The sequence below is a fragment of the Calothrix sp. FACHB-168 genome (assembly GCF_963889195.1).
GTDB lineage: Bacteria > Cyanobacteriota > Cyanobacteriia > Cyanobacteriales > Nostocaceae > Aulosira > Aulosira anomala_A.
This window is the reverse complement of record NZ_CAWPNJ010000001.1, coordinates 528,071-546,858: the sequence shown is the minus strand read 5'-3', so window position 1 is coordinate 546,858 and position 18,788 is coordinate 528,071. Positions and strand designations below refer to the sequence as shown.

Below are 18,788 nucleotides of genomic sequence, written 5' to 3'. Positions count from 1 at the left end.
GTCAAAACTCTGTCCATCGGTCTTGAGGGAGAAATGAACGATCCATTGGAATTGGAGAAACTGGTTCAGTCAGGGTAAATTTCCCTGCTTCGATCCATTCTTTCAATTCCAAGGCGACTTGCCGCGAGAAAAACAAACTGGCTAGCGGTGCAACCCGCACTGTTCTGCCTTCAATGGTGACACGCCCAGACTTGAGTTGGGCGTAGCTCACCAAACCAAATGTGGGGCGCACGCGCCGGGGAATAGAAAAGTCTACAATAGGCGCGACTAATTCTTTATCTTGCACGGCACAATGTTCCACCACTTCGGCTGATAATACCGGTAGCGGTACGCCTACGCCCAGCATTAATGAAGGGCCATAGCTTTTGAAGTAACATCCCCTCACCCACCTAGCATCCATTTGCTTGGCATCACCAATTAAAGCTAAAGTTGCAGACGGGCCAATGGGTGTATTATTAGCTAGGCGTTTTTGTAAGGGGAAATGTTGAGTACCTTCCCAAGCAACATAACCAATTCCCCCACCTAAAAAAATTCTTGTACCAATGCCGACTAGTTGTAAATTGGGGTCGTTAAGTAATGGAGAAATTGCGCCTGGGTTAGAGTAAACTGCATTTCCTAAACGTGGTTGTAAAGGGCCGAGATAAGTAAAAAGCGGGCGATCGCCTCCATTTACCCCGACAATAAAATTTTGGTAGAGATTACGCGGATTAAATAAATAAAACTGATTGATTGTTTCCCGCATAATTGTAGTTTCAAAGGTGGCTCTGGGATAACAATCTGTAACTTGTCCTTGGGCGCGTACTTGTACAGCTTTACCTGCAATTAAATCTTCGATCACATGACCACCGCCCCGTTCCCGCACTTCTTCACCATCAATTACATCTACGGGACAACTCGCACCTAAATATAAATCTACTGCGCCAAAACCAGAGTATGCGGGTACGCCATCTAACCAACAACGGCGAATTTTAATTGGTGGGTCAGTGTGTCCCAGATTAATAATTGCACCACTGGATTCCATTGGCTCAAAAGTTCCTGTGGTAATCACATCAACTTCTTGAGCAACGCGATCGACTCCAACTTCAGCAACTCTTGCTTTTAATTCTTCAACTGTCAAAACTACTGCACGTTGGCTGCTGATTTTTTCGTTAATTTCCGCAATTGTTCGCATATTAAATGTAGCGAATTCCTATATTCATTGTGGAGCAAGGTGGAGCAAGATAGCTGCCACGTTAAATCATTATATTTATCTACATATTTGTCTACTTATCTGGGTTTTAAAAATAATAGGACTTACGCACCGAACACAAAAACCCTCACAAGGGTGGTCAAAAGTCAAAAGTCAATGGTCAAAATTCAGCTTTTTGGACTATGGACTATTGACCATTGACAAAAAGCATGAAAAATATCTGACACTGCGTAAGTCCTAAATAATTAAGCGATCGCATTAATTCTACTGTCTAAATAATTGTATTAGAAATATTTAAGGCAACCGTACAATTACTTATTTATGGTTACTCAAGTGCAAATATACTGACTTTTTATATTTTTAGGATTAAAGTTGATTAGACAACTATTGGCAAAAGTAACTAATTATGAGAAAACTTTCTAATCAAGTTTATTCTCGCTATAATCTGCTACGAATAATTACGTATTAACGAGCAATTATATTTTTATAGTGGCGGTTTCCCAGTGTTAATGCGTATATTAAATTATTCAATAACCGTAGCAATGTTTAGTATGTTGAACTTTCAAAATTAGGGTGGTGAAGAAATGATTTCATCAGGAGTGGAAGTTAAAATTGGGCGATTGGAATCTATTGTTGAGCAAATTGGGGAAGCAGTATTGTCTACTACAGAGACAATTGAGAGTCTAGCGCACCGACTAGAGACTTTGAGCGTGCAAGTGGAAGCCCAAGGAAAGCAGTTACAGCAGCAAGGTTATCAAATTTTTGCATTATGTGACGCTGTACAGACCCTTGCAGAATCTCAAGATGATTCTTTACAAAAACTCAGCCATCTGACAGAAACACTGGATAAGCTGATGATTTTGTTACAAGGGTCAGATTAGGAAGGATAGGGTGATGTTGACTGGTGACTGTTGACTGTTGACTGTTGACTGTTGACTGCGCCGCACTGAGCCTGTCGAAGTGTTGACTGTTGACTTTTGACTACTAAGGGATTATCCCTGCAATTACACCTTTAATTTGGTGACAGCAATGTTACCAGAAAAACAGACATCCACATCGCTACCAGGAGTGCGATCGCGTTTGCCATATTCCCCAATATAATAAAAACCATCGCCATCAACTCGATAGTTAATTGGCAAGGCTTTGGTACAGGGTTGGCAAAACACAACTTCCGGATCTGGTTCTCCTGGTTGCAGATGTGGTAAATTGACGTTCCAGAAATGTCCTGGTTCCAGAGGACGCTGAAGTAAATCGGCTAAAACATCAGTTGTGAACTTAGCCGCCAGTTCCCAGTCAAAATTTTGCTTGGCTTTGCGATAGTGAGAAATGGCAATTCCGGCAATTCCATTCATTGCAGCTTCTCGCACCGCCGCTACAGTACCGGAAATATAAGCATCTACGCCTAAGTTACCGCCAGCATTTATCCCTGATAACACGAGCTTGATATTTTGGTTGATTTGTGTTATTGCAATTCTGACACAATCAGCAGGAGTTCCGGCGATCGCATATTCATTTTCTGAACGTCGCTCAAGAGTGATGGGGCGAGTTGTGGTAACTTGATGTCCACAGCCAGATTGATGATCTCTCGGCGCAGCGATAATTACATTTTTGTCTTTGACAGCATTGAGCAATGCTTTAATTCCAGGTGCATCGATACCGTCGTCGTTAGTGAGGATGATAGTCATATATTTGAGGAAAGCCAGTGGAATTCTATCGTCAACCGTCGCCAGAGTCTAGCAATCTCCTGTCACAGGGGACATCCAATTTTTTAAATACCCAATAAATTTGTAGTGCGTTTGTAGTGCGAGCGTCTCGCTCGCTGGTGTTCATTCATCGTGCAAGACTTCGGCGTGAGCGCTCAGTCGAACGCTGCTCGCACTACGGAATATGGGTAATTTATTTTTTGTAAGTCCCCAGATAGTTTAATTCCTGAACCAGTGTAACCTCATACCGCCTAGCTAAACTTGCAATTCAAATCCAGGTAATACATCTTCGCCAGAAATAATATTTGGTATTTGCAAAACTTCCACAGCTTGATTGATTCGATAAATTTCTACTGTGGCATCTTGAGGATTAATCAACCAACCCAAACGCAACCCATTGTCTATATATTCTTGCATTTTCTGTTGCAAAGGTTTGAGTGAATCTGTTTCTGAACGCAGTTCAATGACAAAATCTGGTACAAGGGGCGGAAATTTTTTTCGCTGTTCTACTGTTAAAGCTTCCCACCTTTCCAATTTTACCCAAGCTGCATCAGGAGAACGTTTGGCACCATTTGGCAATGTAAAAATAGTTGAAGAACTAAAAACTTTTCCTAATTTAGCTTGACGATTCCAGATTTCTAAATCAGTAATTAGCCCGGCTTCTTGATTGCCGCTTTCTCCTCCTACTGGTGGCACAATTATTAATTCTCCTGCTGCATTCATCTCTAAGCTTAAGTCTTTATTGGCAAGACACAATTGATAAAATTGCTCATCGGTTAAATGAGCGATTGGTTCAAGATTTAAAACAACAGTATTCATTGAACTTTTCTCAGTGCCTTTTTAGCTAACAATAGTTGCCTTTATTTACAAGTTTAGCAGTGTAAATTAATCTGCACTTTTCACAGACACAGGTTTGCTACATTGATCGTAATCCGGCAACTTTGAGGATGAAAAAATGGTTAGAGAGTACTCACCCCCGCTTCAAAGTGGCGATCGCTTAACTCGTCCAGAATTTGAACGACGTTATGCGGCTGCACCCCACATCAAGAAAGCTGAATTAATTGAAGGTATCGTTTACATAGCATCTCCATTAGGCCATGAACAGCATGGCAAACCCCACAGCCGAATCATGACTTGGTTAGGAATCTACCAAGCAATGACTCCTGGTGTTGACTTGAGTGATGCACCCACGGTACGCCTGGATTTAGATAACGAACCCCAACCCGATGCAGTACTGTTTCTTGAATCTGCGGTAGGTGGACAAACACGTGTGAGTAGTGATGATTATATCGAAGGCGCGCCTGAGTTAATTGTGGAAATTGCCGCCCGTAGCGCCGCAATTGATAGGGGTAGCAAAAAGCAGGTTTATCGCCGTAACGGGGTATTAGAGTATGTAATCTGGCAAACCTATGACAATCAAATTGAATGGTTTTACCTCACCGATGGCGACTATCAATTGCTATCACCTGGCGCAGATGGGATTATTCGCTCTCAGGTATTTCCGGGTTTGTGGTTAGCGGTAGAAGCGCTGTTAAATAATCAAATGGCACAGGTGTTAGAAGTAGTGCAGGCGGGGTTGAATTCAGCCGAACATACAGCGTTTGTACAACAGTTGAGTCAAAGAAGGTGAAAGAGCGATCGCTATACAGGCAGAGGGGCAGGGGGCAGGGAGCAGGGGGAGTAAAGAAAAATCTCCTTAAATAAATGGGGTAATTTATTCTCTGGAAGTCCCTAAAGAAGGAAAAAGAGCGATCGCTAATTCATCCAACTTGTATCTATGCTCAATAGCAGAGAAAAGTTTAAGATTTTCTACCAAAAATAGTATAAACGTTTAATTGTATGGTAATATCCGCGAATGGTTTGCAAAATCCGCCCAATTAAAGAATTTATCTTGAAATGGGCGGAATTCCTCGAAAATATTGCCCACACAACTGACAATTGTACAGACGCGATTGATCGCGTCTCTAACAACTGACAAGCAAAGCTCAATAAAATCTATCTTTGGGATGTAGCGAAAAACTTTCAGCAGAAAAAAGCTATCAACCAGGTGATTTTGACATGGGTTGTGTAGTATTTTTGGTGCAAGTCTCTCTGTTGAGTTTATCAAATGAAACAGCTCCTCAACCAAGCAATTATCATTCCCAAATACTTAATTAAGCTAATTTTGCCATTAGTGGCGATCGCTCTAGTTTCCTTGTTCGTTGTCCCTTCCGCCTTAGCTACTGGTGTATATCAAATACCCAACCTAGCAGCAGATAACAGCACCTGGGTGGTAGATGAAGCCGACGCAATTAGTCGGGTGAATGAAGGTAAGATTAGCAGCACCTTGTCAGATTTGGCAAAGCAAACTGGCTATGAAACCAGAATTGTCACGATTCACCGACTTGACTATGGAGAAACACCAGAGAGTTTCGCCAAAGCGCTGTTTGAAAAATGGTTTCCCACCAAAGAAGCACAAGCTAATCAAACCCTCTTGGTAATTGATACAGTCACCAACGGTACTGCCATTGTTACCGGAGATAAAGTCAAGTCCTTGCTGACAGACTCTATAGCCGAAAGCGTAGCCTCGGAAACTGTCATGACTCCCCTAAGAGAAGGTAACAAATATAACCAAGCATTCTTAGATGCGAGCGATCGCCTAGTTGCAGTCCTCTCTGGACAAACCGATCCCGGCCCGCCAAAAGTTGTAGAGAAAGTACAGGTAGAAGGCACATTCAAAAAAGCCTCCGAAACCGACCAAAGTAATGCTACAGCCTGGGTAGTAGGACTGTTAATTGCTGCCACTATTATTCCCATGGCAACCTATTATCTCTATCAAGTTAATCAACCATCTAACAATGGTTAATAGCTAAGGGCATTGGGCATTGGGCATTGGGCATTGGGCATGGATGAGCCACTGCGGCTCAGTACAAGTTTTGGATTTTGGATTGTCATCTAAAATCCAAAATCCAAAATCCAAAATCTAAAATTCCCTGTCTTTATTGTCCTGCTACTGTCTTCAGAGTATGTCTTTAAATCGACACTATACAATAATTGGTCATTCATATTGACAAATGACCAATGACCAATGACAAATGACAAAATTTAGTCTTTTATTGCCTATGTGCAATAAATTTTAATCTTGAATATACTCTTGCCCTGTCACTAAAGCCACCTCAGCCCGGACAAATTCTCTGCCCAAATAAGCTGCATGGTCTAAAAGACTCACTGGACAGGGCTGAGTTTCTTCAAATATTTTGACGCAGAGTTCCTTAGCAGTTCTCCCACTAAATACAGTTGTGTGAGTTCGTTGCACTTTTCCTTTAGCAGGTATTACTTCTCCCGTTTCTGGATCTACAGCTAAACCGCGCTCATCAATTACATTTGTAAAATGCTTGGCATAAATTAATCTTGCCTCTCGATCCAAGTAGATAATAAAATATCCACTAGGGTCAAGGTCAATATGTCTTGCAGAAAGCTGTTCATCAATCGCGGCCAAATCTTCTACCATCAAATCCATAGTCATTTTTTAAAGCAAATTTTTGCCAAGTTTATACATGCTATTTCTAGTGTAATTTATTGTACTTAAATATCTCATTTACTAAACGGCAATTCGGCATTAATCCCCTCAATTTCTTGTTGTTCGAGTTGATTGACTTCCTGGATATAAGGCAACAAAATTTGTCCTAAACGGTTATTGTAAAAGCGGTGCAAACTGTGATTGGGTTTAGCAGGAAACCCGCGCCGTTTTTTATGTCTTCCACCAGCGCCAGGGTCAAAAATTTGGATATTGTTAGCGATCGCCCACTCAATCGGTGCATAATAGCAAGCATCAAAATGTAAGCAATCGATTTCTTGAAAGCTTCCCCAATAGCGCCCGTATAGTCTATCGTCCTTAAATAAACAAAATGACATGCCTACGGGGTGACGGTTATCTTGCTCGCTATAAGCAGCAAAAAACAACACCCGATGACGATAATTACCATGTAACTGTTCAAAAAACCGTTTTGTCAGGTATTTACTACCCCACCAGCCAAACTTATCACAAGTATCTGCGTAGAACTGATACATCAAAGGAAATAAAGAATGGGGAATTTCCTCACCAGTCAAAGCTTGTAGCCGTAAACCCGCCTTTTCTACCGCTTTGCGTTCTCGTTTAATGTTGCGGCGTTGATTAGCGTTGAATACAGCTAAATAATCATCAAAATTCTTAAATGCGCCATTGTCCCAAATGTAACTATGATGCAACCAACTAGTAAAGCCTTGTCTTTCTAACACCGGACGCCATTCGGGATCGACATATAAAAAATGACAGCCAGAAATGCGATGCTGATTGCAGAAAGAGTCAATCTCATGGAGCATCAAACCTGTAATTTCATCCTCATCTTCCCCAGGCGCAATTAAAAACCGATAGCCTTCAGCCGGAGTAAACGGCGTCATTCCCAATAATTTCGGGTAATAATCCACCCCAATCCTTTCAGCTAAACTTGCCCATTGGTGATCGAAGACAAATTCGCCAGCACTATGTCCTTTAAGATAAAGAGGAGCCGCCGCAATCAGCGTTTTATCACGCCATACAGTCAAGTGATTGGGTAACCAGCCAGTTCTTCTAGTAGCACTGTGGGAGATTTCCAAATTATTTAACCACTCCCACTCTAAAAAAGGAGTTTTCAGAGGTAAAGCCAAAGCATCCCAAGCTTCTTGCGGGATTTCAGCAATTTTATCGCTCCAAACGATAGAATAGCGGGGTTTTAGTTTTTCTATCATCCTGTGGTTTTTTGGTGAGGGATTAGGGGCTAGGGACTAGAGGCTAGGGGCTAGGGGTTAGGGAGAGGGACAAGGGAGACAAGGGGGACAAGGAGGACAAGGAGGAAAATAAATGATTATTGACTATTGTACAGACGCGATTAATCGCGTCTCTAACAATGCCCAATGCCCCATGCCCAATGCCCAACCCATAATAGAGTAATCTAATCTACAGTTTGTTGCAGCTTATAGTGTAAAAACACTTCTTGATCGACTTGGCGAACTTCTAAAAGTTGTAGGTGGGGGGCGAGATTTGCCAAAAATCCTTCACCTTGGACGGGTGTAGGCGCACTAGCACCACCTAAAATCAAAGGACACACAGTCAGCCATAATTCATCTATTAAACCTAATTCCAGCATTGAAGCTACTAATTCCCCACCCCCTAATATTGCTAGGCGTGTTATATGTAGATATGCCAGGTGTTTTAGGGCGGCAAGTATGTCAATCTTGCCCGTCGGGGTTTCAAAAACCAAAATTTGCTCGAATTTTGCAGCGCATTCCAGTGGGGGAGTAGTTTCTGGCTGCGGAAGTTGATCTTCCCGTCTTTTCCAGAAAAGTTTCCCGGCTGTAGTTGTGAGCAACCACCTTTGAATTGGTTGTTGAAAAAAGTGAAGTTCCGGATTGAGGTTAGCAGAATGTGTAATGACTATATGAAGTGGCTGGGCAGATTTACCCTCCTGCAATCGATGTTGCAGCAGTGTTGGATGTGATACGGTAAGTGTCGTACCGTAAGCACGGAGAGTGCCAGCACCAAATAAAACGGCGTCAGAGGCAGCAATTTGTGTTTCCAGGTGTGCTTTATCAGCCTTTGAACCAAACCGCGCAGGCGATCGCCTGAAATCTGCTATTTTGCCATCTGCACTCATGGCCAAAACTACTGTGGTATGAGGACGATGTTGCACCATTGAATTGCTTTGATAGTTTTAATATTTTGCTTGCTGGTGTGTTGAATTAACAAAAATCCATGCTTGCAAGTTCCTGTGTACTAATTTCCCAATCCTATGCATATACAACACCAGTATTTTTTACATTTAACCTCCAGAGGTTTTGGTATATCATGTTTCATTTTGCAAATACCAGCTTTGATATGTTTAAAATTCGCTAATAAAGTAGACATAACTTCATAAAATGTCTCATTTGGCTGGATTAGTTCCATATCTTTAGCTATTGTGGTTTGCAGATGCGAAGTGAGACATTCGATGGCAAAGCCTCGTCAATCATCCTTTAGACGTATATTATTAACCAGAATATTGCTGGTGTTTGTGCCAGTATTATTGATAGGAGAGATAGTGGCCTTGAATAAGGCACGTACTAGCCTATTAAAAAATGCGCGGCAAAATTTAACAGAAAGTGCTGTGATTAAAGGGGAAAAGATTCGCGATGCGATCGCTACCCTGAAAACTACTTTACTCATTATCAGTAGAACCAAAATAATCGAGTCGCCTTCGCCCATCGAGACGGAAGACTTTCTCACGGAGATTTCGCAACAACTGCCAACCCAAGTAGACTGTATTCAATTAACAGATGTCAAAACTGAGAAAATAGTTGCCAGTAGTTGTGGCGATCGCGAAATCGCAGAACTTACTACCTCATTTCCTAGTGCAGGTGTTGACATCAAAGCTATATTACCGCCAAAAGCCGGCACCACTGGTTCTAGAGACGCGCAAAACCAACTGCAATTATTATTATCTGCCCCAGTCTACAATCAGAAAGGTGAATTGGCTTATAGCTTAAGCATTAAGTCAGCATTATATCAACAAACTAAAAATAATCCAGGCTCTTTATCAGGCTCGCTCCTTGCCTTCACTGAAGATGGGACAATTTTGGCACATCCCATACCAGAAAGATTGGGAACGAAAATTCAAGATTATTTGACTAACGAGCAATTTCAAAATTTAATTCAAAATGCCATTATTGAGCAACCAGGAGCGATGGATTTGTCCTTAAAACAAGGACAAGAACTGTTAGCAGGATATATAGCAATTGTCGATCCCACCAATCAAGAATCGCCGCAAAAATTGATTGTTTTAGCTGTGAGCAGTGTTGAGAATGCTCTATTTGGTTTGGAAGAAATCAAACTAATTATCATAGTATTAACAGTTGGCTTAATTGGTGCTAGCTTATTAGCATCTTTATACTTAGCACCTTATTTAGCAGGGCCTGTAGAAGAATTGCGAGATTATGCTCTCAATATCGACAGTCACCACAAAGCCCAACCAATACCCCACAATTTTAAAATTAGAGAATTTAATCAATTAGCACAAGCCCTAGACCAAATGGTTGAGAGGTTGAGAGCTTGGGCAGAAGAATTAGAAATAGCTTGGAAAGAAGCAAAAACTGCGAATCAAGTAAAAAGTCAGTTTTTAGCGACAACTTCCCATGAATTGCGCAATCCATTAAATATTATTATTAATTGTGTACGCTTAGTTCACGATGGTTTGTGTGATAGTCGGGAAGAAGAAATAGAATTTCTCAAGCGTGCCGATGAAACAGCAATTCATTTATTAGGAATTATCAATGAATTGCTGGATATTTCTAAAATCGAAGCAGGTAAACTTTCAGTAGTCACCGAACCCCTAGACCTGCGACAATTACTTTTAGAAGTAATTAATTTACAGTCAGTCAACGTTCAACAAAGACAGTTGCAGTTAAAAACTGATTTAGGTAGCGAAGTAATTCCAGTGGAAGCTGATGCAGCAAAACTCAAGCAGGTATTAATTAATGTAATTGGTAATGCGACTAAATTCACAGAACAAGGTAGTATTACTATAGTTTGTGAAATTGAAAAAAGCTGCGATCGCTCTCAAGTATTAATTCATGTCACAGATACAGGCATAGGCATCGATCCTGCCCAACAGCATAAACTATTTCGCCCGTTTATGATGGTAGATGGTGCCAGCAGACGCAAAATTGAGGGTACAGGCTTAGGATTGGCGATTTCGCGCAACTTAATCGAACTCATGAAAGGTAGCATTACCCTCAAAAGTGCCGGACTTTATCAAGGTACAACAGTTACTATAGCCTTACCTTTAATTGATATTGCCCTATTATCACCTGCGCAAGCACAAGAGCAGTTACAAGATATTGAAGTCCCCGTTACAGATGAAGCAAAAAGGGGAATAAACAACTATCCTAAGTTGCTGGAAGAATCTCTAGTCAATGGAACGGCAAAAACTGCGATAGATGAGGCGCACGATATATCAATTTTAGATGATAACCGTGAAGTTACTAGTTCTGTCGGGTAAATTCGTTATCAAAATTAGAAACTTCTCGTTGTAAATCCCAGCTTTGAGGTTTTGAAGTCAAGCGATCGCCTTTATCACTTCATTATTGCACCTCAGAACGCAAAACTTTGAGCCGGGAACAGGAAATATCGAGCTTCAAACACGGAACTTCGAGTTCAGAACATGGAATGTCGAGTTCAGAACATGGAATGTCGAGTTCAGAACATGGAATGTCGAGTTCAAAACACGGAATGTCGAGTTCAAAACACGGAATGTCGAGTTCAAAACACGGAATGTTGAGTTCAGAAAAAAATGCTTTAACATTCCATCATGGTAATTGACAGATTGTAGGGGCATGGCAGTGCCATGCCCTCCATCATATATTGATGTATCGCCAAAATTATTGAAATCGCGCTGAGTCTAACCAAAACAAAAGCAACCTCTCACCGCAGCGAAGAAAGGCGATCGCTAATATCTGCTAAATTATCCCTAACAGTCACAGTATGGGGATGATTTACGCCCCATACTAGCTGACAAATATCTAAAGCTTGCTCATAAAGTGGCTGTGCTTCACTATAACGCCCTGTTAACCGATAAATTTCGGCTAAATTATTGAGACTTTCAGCAACATAAGGATGATTATCTCCTAAAAGTTGCTTATCGAGTTCCAGCGCTTTTACACACAAAGGTTCTGCTTCTTGAAAACGCCCTTGTTCTCGATACATATAACCTAAAGCATAAATTGTATCTGCTAACAAGGGATGCACCTTTTGTAGTAAACGCTGCTTAATTTCCAAAGATTGTAAAAACAAACTCTCAGCTTCTTGATAACGTCCTTGAGCGCGATATATTAATGCTAAATTGTGTAAATCTGTCGCGACTTCAGAATTCTCATCTCCTAAAAATCGCTTATCTAATTCTATAGCTTGCAGCGATAATGGTTCCGCTTCTCCATAGCGTTTTTGATGATAATAAAGTAATGCTAAATTATTGAGAATAATAGCAATAGAAGGATGATTTTCACCTAGTAGATGCTTTCTAATTTCTAATGACTGTAGATAAAGTGGTTCAGCTTCGTGATAACGTTCTTGTTGATCGTATAGTAGCGCCAAGTTATTGAGACTAGCAGCAACATCAGGGTGATGATCTCCTAGCAGGCGTTTTCGCAATTCCAAAGCTTGTTGATATAAAAGTTCTGCTTTACTATATTGTCCCCTAGATTTATAAAGACCGGCAAGATTATTCAAACTAGTAGCAAAACATGGATGATTATCGCCTAAAAGATTTTGAGTCAATTCCAAAGCTTGTTGATATAAAGGTTCTGCTTCCTGATAACGTCCAATTGCGCGGTAAAATCCTGCTAAATTATTCAGATTTGCAGCTAAATCCATCTGCAAATCTAATTCCCTATTCAAATCTATCGCCTGACGCCAATACTTAATTGCTAATTCCTGTTCTTTTTGATAATTCTGAGACTCACCCCTATCTAACCGACTACGGTAAATATCACCCAACCTAGAATATAAAGTAGCCAAGCTGGGATCTTTGCTTCCTTTTTGCTGTTCAACTTTCTTGATTAACCTTTGTAAATCTTGGATAGGTAAACAAAAAGAGTAATTTTCATTAGTATCAATGCTAGCTAACTCTGTATCTCGAAAAACAAAGCGAATCGGCTCTAATTCCTTACCTGCGATCGCATTCGTTTTTTTCGAGACAAATCGGAATACACCATTGCGCCAACTCCAAAAATCAGGAGCTTTTTTAATTAAATTAAATAAAATTTGATTCGTTACCCAAAGTACAATTGCAAAAGGAAATTCCCGCAATCCTTCCCTAGTCCATTGTAAATAACCAAAAAACTTTTCTTGCTCTGATTGCTCATCACCCAATTTGAGAAAATAAAGTTGTTCAGCACCCATCATCGTTATGACTGCTGGATTTTTTTGACGTAGATATTCTTCTTGTTGCACTAGTTGGTTGAGAGCAGATTTTAAACTCGGTTCCTGTCGTGCTAACATCACCCGATATGGACGAAAATTCTGTTGTAGTTCTGCTTCATATTTATCAATAATATCATCACGAAAAATTGCATCATCACATACAGCAATTAGCAAATTTAATCCGCGCTTTTCCGATTCTATAGAAACAATCAAATCATCATAAGCATCTTGATTTTCTTGCTCATCATCTAACTCTCCATCATCGCTAAATCCTTCATTCAACATAGATAACACCTTTATTCTTCAAACTTTCTATCAGAATTGGATGCACATCATACCAAGTTTCATCAGTGCGATATTCCAAAACATATAGCCCATGTAATAAATCTAAAAATTCCGGTTGTTTGGGGTCATTAGGCATAAATTGTTTATATACGTTTTGGAGAATGTCTATGTCAATTCTTCCTAGACGTATAGAAAAATCATTCCGAATCTTATTAATAGCTTGGAATAAAATATTATCATCAATGATAATTTCTTCTGCTGAATTTCTCCGAATTAACCGCAAACAAATACGACAGCATTCTTTAGCAATGCGGATTAATTCTCGTAAGACTCCACCACTGTAAATCACAATTTTTTCAGCAGTTTGTTCGGCTATTAATTCACTAGCAATCCGCTTCTGTAAAACCTCACCAAGAATCTTAATTGTCTCAGGACGAGGTTGAGCATGAGGTAAGCGATTTTTACCCTTCTCGAAGATTTTTAAAACAGGCATTACTACAATTTGGTCATTAGTTTCTGTAGTCAGAATCGTGCTAATAAATGTTTCCCGCAATACAGCAATGGGGATAGTATAAATTATGCGGAAATTCGGCTGACAAAGAGCTTTGATATTATCTTTATAAATTTCATTAACTCTGCCTAAATCGAGTTTATCTAAATCATCAATAATCACTAAAACATCTTGTTTAGTAGCAGTTTGAATGAGAGCAGCAATTTCATTAATTCTCGCCACTAAATCTGATATTTTGCGTTCAAATTCTTGTTTAATTTCATCTCTTACCGTCGCATCAGCTTTTAATTTAGAACTAATCAGCTTGAGTAAATCAAAACCAATTTCGGCTTCAGCTTTAAAATTTAATTCTTCAGTGCGAGTGCGGGTAGCAAACCATTGATAAAGAGCCTCTTTAGTCGATTGTGGAATTTCCACCTGACGCGCTTCCGCTTCCGACATTAAATTAACTGCGATCGCAAACAGGATATTAATATGATTAACGGCTGACATTTCAATTTTGTCAGCAATAGAAAACAAAACTACAAAATAATTATTTTGAATTTGTCTGCTAAACTCAGCTAACAAAGTTGACTTACCACATCCGCGATGTCCCGTAAAGATAATTTTACTATCACCATTGGGACTATCTTCAACCAATTGGTTTAGATCTGCAATCAAATCATCACCATATTCTACTCGAAACTTTTCCATTTCATTCTTTTCCATCAAGGGAAATAGTTCGAGATTGCTATATGCTTCCTGAAACAATTCTAATAATTCTTTAGACATTCCCTATCCCCGTAAAAGTGCCAACTATTCATATCATGGCTTATTTTCTTTTACGGTAAAACAACATTTTATTGGACTGCCCAAGCTATACCAAATAATAGTTACTAAGTAATAAATATATTAGGTAATTAAAATCAAACTTTGACTTGTAGGATAACAACAGATAGATTAGGAATAGATGAGAAAAGTAAATAAAAATTGATGATGAATTATACATCTAGTAAATAGGCATAAATTTTAGTTTATACATTTACAATAGTGAAAGCTACTTAACAAATAAATAAAATAAATTTTTTAGCAATAAAATGAAATTTTCAACATACTTCACATCTGTACAAATTTCTTAGCCTTGAAAGGTTAAGTGTTTCTATGTATCTATGCGATTCAGTGATAGGATTTGTTAGTAAAATTATCACGCGATCGCATTTCCAACCCCATCATTCCACCTCAAAACAGGAAACTTCGCACTCTAAATTAAAGCGATCGCATTTCCAACCCCATCATTCCACCTCAAAACAGGAAAATTCTCGTTCCAAACTCAAGCGATCGCATTTACAACCCCATCATTCCACCCCAGAACAGGAAAATTCTCGTTCCACAGTCAAGCGATCGCATTTACAACCCCATCATTCCACCTCAGAACACGAAACGCCGCACTTGAAACAGAAACGTTCTCACTTGAAACAGGAACATTCTCGCTTAGAACAAGAACGTTCTCGTTTGCAACAGGAATGTTCTCACTTAAAATAGGAACATTCTCGTTTGAAACCGGAAACTTCGAGTTTAGGCGATAGCGCTTGAGAATTTGCTCATCAAGGTTACTTGTCTGAGGAGAGGCGATCGCCAAGAAATGCTAAATTTTCACGCACAGTAATAGTATGGGGATGATTTACCCCTAATTGTCGCTCACAAATATCTAAAGCTTGAACGTACAAAGGTTCGGCTTGGCTGTGTTTTCCTTGGAATGCGTAGAGTCCCGCTAGGTTGTTGAGGCTATTTGCAACATCTGGATGTTCCTCACCCAAGCTTCGTCGCCTTAATTCCAAAGCTTGGATCAACAAAGGTTCGGCTTGGCTGTATTTTCCTTGGAATGTGTAGAGTCCCGCTAGGTTGTTGAGGCTATTTGCAACATCTGGATGTTCCTCACCCAAGCTTCGTCGCCTTAATTCCAAAGCTTGGATCAACAAAGGTTCGGCTTGGCTGTATTTTCCTTGGGAACGGTAGAGTTCTGCTAGGCTGTTGAAGCTAGTTGCAAAATCTGGATGTTCTTCACCCAAGCTTCGTCGCCTTAATTCCAAAGATTGAATGAACAAAGGTTCGGCTTGGCTGTATTTTCCTTGGTAGTAGTAGAGTACTGCTAGGTTGTTGAGGCTATTTGCAACATCTGGATGTTCCTCACCCAAGCTTCGTCGCCTTAATTCCAAAGATTGAATGAACAAAGGTTCGGCTTGGCTGTATTTTCCTTGGGAACCATAGAGTTCCGCCAGATTGTTGAGGCTAGATGCAAAATCTGGATGTTCCTCACCCAAGCTTCGTCGCCTTAATTCCAAAGCTTGGATCAACAAAGGTTCGGCTTGGCTATATTTTCCTTGGGATTTGTAGAGTAGAGCTAGGTTGTTGAGGCTGGTAGCTAAGTCTTTCTCTAAACCTAATTCTTTTTGCAATTCTACAGCTTTGCTTAAATACTCAATGGCTAATTCTTGCTCTTTCTTATAATCTTGAAATTCACCTCGGTTGAGTCTTTTTCTATAAATATATCCTAAACTAAAGTATAAAGTTGCTAAACTTGCATCTTTAACACCACGCTGTTCTAAATTCTGAATAAACCCTTGCAAATCTTCTATAGGTAACAAATAATCATTGTCAGCATCAAAATCAGAAATTTCATTATCCCGGAAAGCAAAACGAATCGCTTCTAAATCTCTACCAGGAACGGTGTTTTTCCTTCTAGACACAAACCGAAAAACACCATTGCGCCAACTCCAAAAATCAGGCGCTTTTTTAATTAACTCAACTAATATTTGATTAGTCACCCACAATACAATAGCAAAAGGAAATGCCCTCAATGCTTCCCTAGTCCACTGTAAATAACCGAAAAAAACCTCTTGTTCCGAACGTTCCTTACCCAATTTAAGAAAATAAAGCTGTTCTGCTCCAGTCACGGTGATAACCGCTTTTCCCCCCTGACGCAAATATTCTTCACCTTCTACAAGTTTGGCAACAGCAGATCTCAGACTTGGTTCACCCCGTGCCAATGTCACTTGATAATGATGAAATTCAGGCTGTAATTCTGTTTCGTACCGAGCAATTATTTGCTCTCGTAAATTTTGATCATCGCAAACAGCTATTAACAGACTTAATCCCTGTTCTTTAGCTTGAATACTCACAATTAAATTATCATAAGCATCCAAATTATCTTCATCAAGCTCGAATAATTCGTTAGCTACCATTGATTAAACCCTGTTCTTGCAAGAGTTCCACAACAATCGGGTGAACATCGTACCAGTTTTGACGATTGCGATATTCTAGAACATAAAGCCCATGCAGCAAATCTAAAAATTCTGGATCTTTAGGATCGTCAGGCAGGAAATTTTGATAAGTAGTTTGTAATATGGCATAATCAAGCTTACCTAAAGGAGTAGCGAAATCATTGCGAATGCTATTAATAGCTCTATCTAAAATTACATCATCTATAATTAATTTTTGACTAGGATTGCGGCGAATTAATCTTAGACAAATTCGGCAACATTCATTAGCAATCCGAATTAGTTCTCGCAGCACGCCACCGCTATTTAAAACTATTTTTTCTGCAACTTGTTGTTGTATAAGCTCATCCGCAATCCGCTTTTTTAAAATTTCGCATAAAACATCTTTAGCTTCTGAACGAGGCTGTGAATTAGGCTGACGATTTTTACCCTTCTCAAATAACTTTAAGACAGGCATCACTACAATTTGGTCGTTAGTTTCAGTTTCAATAAGTGGTCTGAGAAATTTATCGCGTAAAACAGCAATAGGTATTGTATAAATAATTCTTAAATTAGGTTGGCATAAAGCTTTAATATTATCGCGATAAATATCGTTAACTCTACCCAATTCTAATTTATCTAAATCATCAATAATCACTAAAATATCTTTTCTGGTTGCTACCTGAATCAAAGCAGCAATTTCGTTAATACGAGCCACTAAATCCGAGATTTTTCGCTCAAATTCTTGTTTAATTTCATAACGAACAGCAGCATCAGCTTTTAACTTAGTACTAATCAGTTTGAGCAAATCAAAACCGCCAGATGCTTCTGCACCAATTTTGACTTCTTCAGTCTTAGTACGGGTAGCAAACCAGCTATATAAAGCATTTTTAGTAGAATTAGGAATTTCAACTCTGCGTGCTTCGGCTTCGTACATTAAATTAACTGCGATCGCAAACAAAATGTTAATGTGGTTAACATCAGACATTTCGATTGTGTCTGAGATAGAAAATAAAACTACAAAATAACGATTGTGCAATCTCCGGCTAAATTCAGCCAGCAATGTGGACTTACCACAACCGCGATGTCCAGTAAAAATAATTTTGCCATCACCATTAGGGCTATCTTCAACTAATTGCTCTAATTCTTCAATGACTTCATCACCATAATCTACGCGAAATTTATCTAAGTCTTTTTGCTCTAAGAGTGGCAACAATTCCAAATTTCTATATGCTTCTTGAAATGATTTTAATAATTCTTCAGACATGGGATATTGCAATATAAAGTTAACTATTCACATCATCGCCCATTATTGCTGAAGAATAAATCTAATCAGCATCTTGCAATTCGTAAAAATCAGGCGAGATGTAATCTTTCCGCAAAGGCTAACCTAGCCAATCTTCAGCCATCAAAATCTGCTTCGGGTTGGGGTTTCCTTCATAGACAATGCTGAACATATCATAAGACTCGCGCTCTTGCCAGTCTGCGGTCTTTCAAATCGAGTATACTGAAGGTACTCTGGGGTTTTCTAGTGCTAAGAACAACTTCAAGGGGATTTATTGAGAGCGATCGCCTAAATCGCTCTATCATTTAAAAGGTATTGGATGAATCCTATAAAAAGTTGGTCAACTTAAAATTAGATGTACCTTCCCAACAGTGATTTAAACAGACATTAACCCTAGCATTGGGAGCATCAGCAGCTTCACTCACTGCATTAAACTGCACTGCTGTAACAATGTACTCAAAAATAATTACGCACTGCTTCATGGGGGACATCTTCTCAACGACAATTGTCTCCCCAATTCTGGGAATTTGCGGTAAATCCACAACAAAGGTTTCCATTTTAGGCTTTTCTAGCGGATTTTTAAAATTGAAGTACTTACAGTAAACAAGAACTTTCACTCAGAAACCCACC

Annotated in this window: 16 protein-coding genes and 1 pseudogene; 5 read left to right on the top strand and 12 right to left on the bottom strand. The window is 39.6% G+C overall.

The features are described from left to right. Window position 1 precedes the first annotated feature (1 nt). Complete coding sequence (locus AACW45_RS02235) at window positions 2-1,171, bottom strand: homocysteine biosynthesis protein (protein WP_190544915.1); 1,170 nt, start codon at window positions 1,169-1,171, stop codon at window positions 2-4. 602 nt (window positions 1,172-1,773) lie between these two features. Here AACW45_RS02235 and AACW45_RS02230 point away from each other — a divergent pair. Then, window positions 1,774-2,070 carry a hypothetical protein gene (locus tag AACW45_RS02230; RefSeq protein WP_096643970.1) on the top strand — a complete coding sequence of 99 codons (297 nt, stop codon included), beginning with the start codon at window positions 1,774-1,776 and terminating at the stop codon, window positions 2,068-2,070. A gap of 123 nt (window positions 2,071-2,193) precedes the next feature. Here the strand turns inward: AACW45_RS02230 and surE are convergent, their stop codons facing one another. Further along, complete coding sequence (gene surE / locus AACW45_RS02225) at window positions 2,194-2,874, bottom strand: 5'/3'-nucleotidase SurE (RefSeq protein WP_190627175.1); 681 nt, start codon at window positions 2,872-2,874, stop codon at window positions 2,194-2,196. A gap of 273 nt (window positions 2,875-3,147) precedes the next feature. Then, the gene (locus tag AACW45_RS02220) at window positions 3,148-3,711 is read right to left on the bottom strand and encodes a Uma2 family endonuclease (protein ID WP_190627173.1); all 564 of its coding nucleotides are present in this window, start codon (window positions 3,709-3,711) and stop codon (window positions 3,148-3,150) included. Between the two features lie 136 nt (window positions 3,712-3,847). On the opposite strand from AACW45_RS02220, the gene AACW45_RS02215 reads away from it, so the two are divergent. Together AACW45_RS02215 and psb32 are read left to right on the top strand one after the other, a co-directional pair. After that, complete coding sequence (locus AACW45_RS02215; RefSeq protein ID WP_190627171.1) at window positions 3,848-4,522, top strand: Uma2 family endonuclease; 675 nt, start codon at window positions 3,848-3,850, stop codon at window positions 4,520-4,522. 477 nt (window positions 4,523-4,999) lie between these two features. Next, window positions 5,000-5,737, top strand: coding sequence for a photosystem II repair protein Psb32 (gene psb32 / locus AACW45_RS02210; protein WP_190627169.1), 738 nt, complete (start codon window positions 5,000-5,002; stop codon window positions 5,735-5,737). Window positions 5,738-6,007: 270 nt separating this feature from the next. Here the strand turns inward: psb32 and AACW45_RS02205 are convergent, their stop codons facing one another. The 3 genes from AACW45_RS02205 to AACW45_RS02195 form a co-directional block, all read right to left on the bottom strand. Beyond that, entirely contained in the window at window positions 6,008-6,391 is a 384-nt protein-coding gene (locus tag AACW45_RS02205) for a DUF4346 domain-containing protein (protein WP_190627509.1), read from the bottom strand. Between the two features lie 74 nt (window positions 6,392-6,465). Continuing rightward, the gene (locus tag AACW45_RS02200) at window positions 6,466-7,638 is read right to left on the bottom strand and encodes a GNAT family N-acetyltransferase (protein WP_190627167.1); all 1,173 of its coding nucleotides are present in this window, start codon (window positions 7,636-7,638) and stop codon (window positions 6,466-6,468) included. A 203-nt stretch (window positions 7,639-7,841) separates the two neighbouring features. Beyond that, window positions 7,842-8,582: a RibD family protein gene (locus tag AACW45_RS02195; protein ID WP_190627165.1), complete on the bottom strand. Its 741-nt coding sequence runs from the start codon at window positions 8,580-8,582 to the stop codon at window positions 7,842-7,844. 294 nt (window positions 8,583-8,876) lie between these two features. Here AACW45_RS02195 and AACW45_RS02190 point away from each other — a divergent pair, with 294 nt between their 5' ends. Continuing rightward, the gene (locus tag AACW45_RS02190; protein ID WP_190627163.1) at window positions 8,877-10,922 is read left to right on the top strand and encodes a sensor histidine kinase; all 2,046 of its coding nucleotides are present in this window, start codon (window positions 8,877-8,879) and stop codon (window positions 10,920-10,922) included. A 422-nt stretch (window positions 10,923-11,344) separates the two neighbouring features. Here AACW45_RS02190 and AACW45_RS02185 read toward each other — a convergent pair whose 3' ends face one another. Together AACW45_RS02185 and AACW45_RS02180 are read right to left on the bottom strand one after the other, a co-directional pair. After that, a complete protein-coding gene (locus AACW45_RS02185; protein WP_190627161.1) occupies window positions 11,345-13,126 on the bottom strand; it encodes a tetratricopeptide repeat protein in 1,782 nt (593 codons plus the stop codon). Further along, a complete protein-coding gene (locus tag AACW45_RS02180; protein WP_190627159.1) occupies window positions 13,116-14,408 on the bottom strand; it encodes an ATP-binding protein in 1,293 nt (430 codons plus the stop codon). Before AACW45_RS02180 ends, AACW45_RS02185 begins: the two co-directional genes overlap by 11 nt. A gap of 369 nt (window positions 14,409-14,777) precedes the next feature. Here AACW45_RS02180 and AACW45_RS02175 point away from each other — a divergent pair, with 369 nt between their 5' ends. After that, the gene (locus tag AACW45_RS02175; protein ID WP_190627157.1) at window positions 14,778-15,158 is read left to right on the top strand and encodes a hypothetical protein; all 381 of its coding nucleotides are present in this window, start codon (window positions 14,778-14,780) and stop codon (window positions 15,156-15,158) included. Window positions 15,159-15,226: 68 nt separating this feature from the next. Here the strand turns inward: AACW45_RS02175 and AACW45_RS02170 are convergent, their stop codons facing one another. The 4 genes and pseudogenes from AACW45_RS02170 to AACW45_RS02155 form a co-directional block, all read right to left on the bottom strand. Continuing rightward, entirely contained in the window at window positions 15,227-16,858 is a 1,632-nt protein-coding gene (locus tag AACW45_RS02170; RefSeq protein ID WP_190627155.1) for a tetratricopeptide repeat protein, read from the bottom strand. Further along, entirely contained in the window at window positions 16,848-18,140 is a 1,293-nt protein-coding gene (locus tag AACW45_RS02165) for an ATP-binding protein (protein WP_190627153.1), read from the bottom strand. Before AACW45_RS02165 ends, AACW45_RS02170 begins: the two co-directional genes overlap by 11 nt. Window positions 18,141-18,258: 118 nt before the next feature. Next, window positions 18,259-18,399 (bottom strand): annotated as a pseudogene (locus AACW45_RS02160) (NADH-quinone oxidoreductase subunit C); the annotation flags it as partial. An 85-nt stretch (window positions 18,400-18,484) separates the two neighbouring features. Beyond that, window positions 18,485-18,715 carry a hypothetical protein gene (locus AACW45_RS02155; protein ID WP_199322625.1) on the bottom strand — a complete coding sequence of 77 codons (231 nt, stop codon included), beginning with the start codon at window positions 18,713-18,715 and terminating at the stop codon, window positions 18,485-18,487. Window positions 18,716-18,788 lie beyond the last annotated feature (73 nt).